Source organism: Bradyrhizobium sp. (assembly GCF_049798375.1).
Taxonomy (GTDB): domain Bacteria; phylum Pseudomonadota; class Alphaproteobacteria; order Rhizobiales; family Xanthobacteraceae; genus Bradyrhizobium.
In genome coordinates, this window is the sequence record NZ_JBARGP010000511.1 from 1 (window position 1) to 4,791 (window position 4,791).

The following is a 4,791-nucleotide window of genomic DNA, read 5'->3' on the forward strand; positions in this document are numbered from 1 at the left end:
TGAATTTGGTGGCGCCGGTGGCGGCAAACAGCTGCGGCACCTTCTTGCCGTTGAGGTACTTCTGCACGGCGGCGTTCGAGGGCGTGCCGATGATCTGGAACGTCAGCAGCACCTCGTCGTCCTCGACCAGCTTGCGCACCTGCTCCACGGCCTTGGGCGGCGAATAGGCGTCGTCATACTGGATCAGCTTGATCTTGCGGCCGTTCACGCCGCCCTGGTCGTTGATCATGTTGAAGTAGGCGGCCTGGGTCTTGCCGATCGAGGCATAGGCCGAGGCGGGGCCGGAAAACGGCACGGTCTGGCCGACCTTGATCTCGGTGTCCGATGCGCCGGGATCATATTTCTTCTGCGCGTAAGCCCCCGGGGCCGACAGGGCAACGCTCAGCGCGGCCGCGCCGGCAAGACGGATCAATCCATGCGTCATGGGATTTCGTTTCCTCCTGATGATTGTACCGATGGCTTTGTTTGTAGGGTGCCACCGCTGGCTGGGATTGTGGAGGAAGGCTTTCGGCATTGCAAGATGAGGCCGGGCCGGCCATTGGTCGGATTCCGGGTCGACAGCCGCGGTCTGCGGGTTAACAGTGTCCGGACATCGCAATCCAATTGCCCTTGGGCCGGATAATGCCAGAACCCCAGATCATGCGCGGTCGGTCGCCCGCGCGCTTCACGCTCGACCGACTGGCAACGCCGATCGGTACGGCGCTGCTGGTCACCGACGATGCCGGCGCGCTGCGCGCGCTCGACTGGGAAGACTATGAAGCGCGCATGAAGGACCTGCTGCGCCGGCAATATGGCGAGGTGATCCTGACGGAGCGGCAGGCGCCGGCCGCGCTGGTGACGGCGCTATCAGGCTATTTCAAGGGCGACCTCGACCGGTTGTCGGGCATCACCTGGCGCGTGGCCGGAACGCCGTTTCAGCAGAAGGTGTGGTCGGCCTTGCCTGGCATTCCCGCTGGACAAACCATGAGCTACGGCGCGATGGCCGCGCAGTTGCAGTCACCCCGGGCGATGCGCGCGGTCGGCCACGCCAATGGCGCCAATCCGATCAGCGTCGTCCTGCCCTGTCATCGCCTGATCGGCTCGGACGGCAAGCTCGTCAAATATGGCGGCGGCCTTTCACGCAAGCGCTGGCTGCTGCAGCACGAGGGCGTGGCGGGAGTCGAGGACCAGTAGCAACCATTCAATGGTTGCTATGACTGCAAGTCGGTAAGCACGCTGTGCTGGTCATGATTGTGCCCTCTCCCCTTGCGGGAGAGGGCAAGACGGTGTTGCCGCAGACGAACCCGGGTGAGGGGTCTCTATCCGCGGAGACAGACCCCTCACCCGTCGCGCTTCGCGCGCCACCCTCTCCCGCAAGGGGAGAGGGTGCACCGGCTTTTCGGCGAACATAGTGCCTGGCCCAAAGTTCGATTTTAGCTGAACTACGCCGCTGGCTGTGCCGCGCTCTCGTCGCTCGACAGCAGATGCAAGAGCGCGCTCTTGATTGCGGCCTGCCGCGTCGGCGCGTTGATCTGCGCGCCCAACAAATCAGTCACATAGAACACGTCGCGGGCGCGCTCGCCGAAGGTCGCGACATGGGCGGAGGCGATGTTGAGGTTGAGCTTGGAGATCGCGGTGGTCAGCTCGTAGAGCAGGCCGGGACGGTCGAGGCCGGAGACCTCGATCACGGTGTAGAGCTCCGACCATTGGTTGTTGATCGTGACCTCGCGTTCGACCGAGAACGCCTTGTGCTGCTTGCCGCGGGTGGCGCGTCGGGCGACGGCCTCGGGCAGCCGCAGCTTGCCCTCCAGCACCTGCTCGATGGTCTCGCCGATCCGCGTAGCGCGGCGCCCCTCGTCCTCGTCGCGCTCATATTCCCTTGATATCGCGATGGTGTCGAGCGCGCGGCCATCGGTCGTGGTGTAGATCTGCGCATCGACGATGTTGGCGCCCGCTGAGGCACAGGCGCCGGCAATGATCGACAACAGCCACGGATGGTCCACCGCTAGGATGGTCAGCTCGGTGACGCTGCGCGCCGGATCGAAGCCGACATTGATCGCGAGCTTGTGGCCGGCCTCTTCGCTCGATTTCACGAAGCGGGCATGGCGGATCTTGCGCGGCAGTTCGACCTTGAGCCAATAGGCCGGGTAGTGCCGGCCGATATAGGCGTTGAGCTCGGCCTCCGGCCATTCGGTGAAGTTAGCGCGGAATTCGCCCTGCGCGGCGAGGACGCGCTTGGCGCGGTTCACTTCCGAGAAGCCGCCGGTCAGCACCGGCTCGGTCTCGTAGTAAAGCGTGCGCAACAGCTGCGCCTTCCAGCCGTTCCAGACGCCGGGGCCGACGCCGCGGATATCCGCCGTGGTCAGAATCGCCAGCAGCTTCATCTGCTCGACCGACTGCACCACAGCGGCGAAATTTTCGATGGTGCGGCGGTCGGACAGGTCGCGCGACTGCGCGACCGTCGACATCGTCAAATGCTCCTCGATCAGCCAGGCGGCGAGCTCGGTGTCGGCATTGCTGAAACCGAACCGCGGGCACAGCCGCCGCGCCACCTTGGCGCCGGCGATCGAATGATCCTCAGGCCGGCCCTTAGCTATGTCGTGCAATAGCGTGGTGATGTAGATCACCGCCCGATGCTCGGGGCGGATCTTTCGCATCAGATCAGAGGCCAGCGCGAACTCCTCGCTGCCGCCGCGCTCGATGTCCTGCAGGAATCCGATGCAGCGGATCAAATGCTCGTCGACCGTGTAGTGATGATACATGTTGAACTGCATCATCGAGACGATGCGGCCGAAGGCGCGGATGAAATGGCCGAGCACGCCGGTCTCGTTCATCCGCCGCAGCACCACCTCGGCATCGTTCGAGGTCAGGATCTCCATGAACAGCCGGTTGGCTTCCGGATTCTCGCGCAAGGCCGTATCGATCAGGCCGAGCGAGCGCGTCACCATGCGCATCGCGTCCGGATGGAAGGCGAGGTTGTTCTTCTGCGCCAGGCGGAAGATGCGGATCAGATTGACCGGATCGTGCTTGAACACGTCGGGTGCCGCGACATTGATGCGATTGTGGTCGACGATGAAGTCATCGCTCTCCGGCACCCGCCGCCAGGCATTGCCGGTTTTCAGCCGCGAGATCATCCGGCTCAGCACCGGCGCCGGCTTGGCCTGCTGGTCCTCCAGCTTGGCGCACAGGATCGCGGTGAGATTGCCGACCTCCTTGGCGACCAGGAAGTAGTGCTTCATGAAGCGCTCGACATCCTGCATGCCGGGGTGGCTGGTGTAGCCGAGCCTGACCGCGATCTCGCGCTGCAGGTCGAATGACAGCCGCTCCTCCGGCCGCCCGCTCAGAAAGTGCAGATTGCAGCGCACCGACCACAGGAAGTCGGCGCAGCGGCGGAAGGTGCGGTATTCGTGCGCGTCGAACACGCCGCGCGCGACCAGCTCGCCGGTCTCGCGCACGCGATAGACATATTTGGCGATCCAGAACAGCGTGTGCAGGTCGCGCAGGCCGCCCTTGCCGTCCTTGACGTTGGGCTCGACCAAATAGCGCGACTGGCCGCCGCGGCGATGCCGCTCCTCGCGCTCGGCGAGCTTGGCGGTAACGAACTCCGCCGCGGTGCCCTGCACCACTTCCTTGTCGAAGCGCTCGACCAGCTCGTCATAGAGCGGACGGTCACCGGCGAGATAGCGCGTCTCCAGGATTGCGGTGCGGATGGTCATGTCGCCGCGGGCCTGCCGGATCGACTCGTCGACCGAGCGCGTGGCATGGCCGACCTTCAGCCCCATGTCCCACAGGCAATAGAGGATGGCCTCGGCAACCTGCTCGCCCCAGGCGGTCTGCTTGTAGGGCAGGATGAACAACAGATCGATGTCAGACTCGGGCGCCATCAGGCCGCGGCCGTAACCGCCCGTCGCCACCACGGCCATGCGCTCAGCGCCGCTTGGCACCTGCGAACGGTAAAGGTGCCCGGTCGCGGCGGCGTAGAGGATGCGGATGATCTCGTCCTGCACCGTGCAGAGCCGCTCCGCGCAATGGCGGCCGTGGCGGTCCTTCAGGAGCTGGGCCTGCGCCGCCTCGCGCGCCTTGGTCAGCTCGCCTTTCAGGAACTGCGCCACCGCGGCGCGGAACATGTCCTCGCGGCCGGAATGCTGTTCGGCAAGAGCGTCCACTTTGGCCGCGACGCTTGCGCTGTCAAAGCCGGTGCTGGCTGCGGATTGGGGATCGGTCGTAACGCTGTCCATGGACATGATCGGATATCGAACGCCGCCTGCGCTGTCACGAAACATTCGCGTGGCGTGGTTGCGGCGCTTGTTCCAGATCAGCAGTTCATGCTCTGCGGACTGGTTCAGCAACAATGAATATGCTGAGAATGGCTTTAGAAAGAAAACGTAATTCTCGTTGACCCCTGGTTTAAGTCGTTGAATTAGATAGATCTTTCACAAGGGCCGAAAAAGGGGTTGGTGATGTCTGGATTGTCGAGGCGGGCTTTTGCTACGGCGGCAGCTTTGTTTCTGGTGGGACCGATCGGGGCGCGTGCCGCCGAGCCGCTGAAGGAAATCCACATCGATTGGGCGACCTATAATCCGGTTTCGATGGTGCTGAAGCAGAAGGGGCTGCTGGAAAAGGAGTTCGCCAAGGACGGCATCAACATCGTCTGGGTGCAGTCGGCCGGCTCCAACAAGGCGCTCGAATTCCTCAATGCCGGCTCGATCGATTTCGGCTCGACCGCGGGCTCGGCTGCGCTGGTCGCGCGCATCAACGGCAATCCGATCAAGTCGATCTACGTCTACTCGCGTCCCGAATGGACGGCGCTGG

Annotated in this window: 4 protein-coding genes; 2 read left to right on the forward strand and 2 right to left on the reverse strand. The window is 63.9% G+C overall.

Annotated features, from left to right (window positions below; genetic code table 11):
- On the reverse strand, positions 1-424 hold a 424-nt coding region (locus tag WA702_RS20810), incomplete at its 3' end, for an ABC transporter substrate-binding protein (protein WP_425112433.1).
- A 215-nt stretch (positions 425-639) separates the two neighbouring features.
- On the opposite strand from WA702_RS20810, the gene WA702_RS20815 reads away from it, so the two are divergent.
- Positions 640-1,173 carry a methylated-DNA--[protein]-cysteine S-methyltransferase gene (locus tag WA702_RS20815; protein ID WP_425112434.1) on the forward strand — a complete coding sequence of 178 codons (534 nt, stop codon included), beginning with the start codon at positions 640-642 and terminating at the stop codon, positions 1,171-1,173.
- Positions 1,174-1,421: 248 nt separating this feature from the next.
- On the opposite strand, the gene WA702_RS20820 is transcribed toward WA702_RS20815, so the two are convergent.
- Entirely contained in the window at positions 1,422-4,217 is a 2,796-nt protein-coding gene (locus tag WA702_RS20820; RefSeq protein ID WP_425112435.1) for a [protein-PII] uridylyltransferase, read from the reverse strand.
- A gap of 222 nt (positions 4,218-4,439) precedes the next feature.
- On the opposite strand from WA702_RS20820, the gene WA702_RS20825 reads away from it, so the two are divergent.
- On the forward strand, positions 4,440-4,791 hold a 352-nt coding region (locus WA702_RS20825), incomplete at its 3' end, for an ABC transporter substrate-binding protein (RefSeq protein WP_425112437.1).

Coding starts and splice junctions, on each gene's coding strand:
- WA702_RS20815 (WP_425112434.1), top strand. CDS start 640: ATGCGCGGTCGGTCGCCCGCGCGCTTCACGCTCGACCGACTGGCAACG.
- WA702_RS20820 (WP_425112435.1), bottom strand. CDS start 4,217: ATGGACAGCGTTACGACCGATCCCCAATCCGCAGCCAGCACCGGCTTT.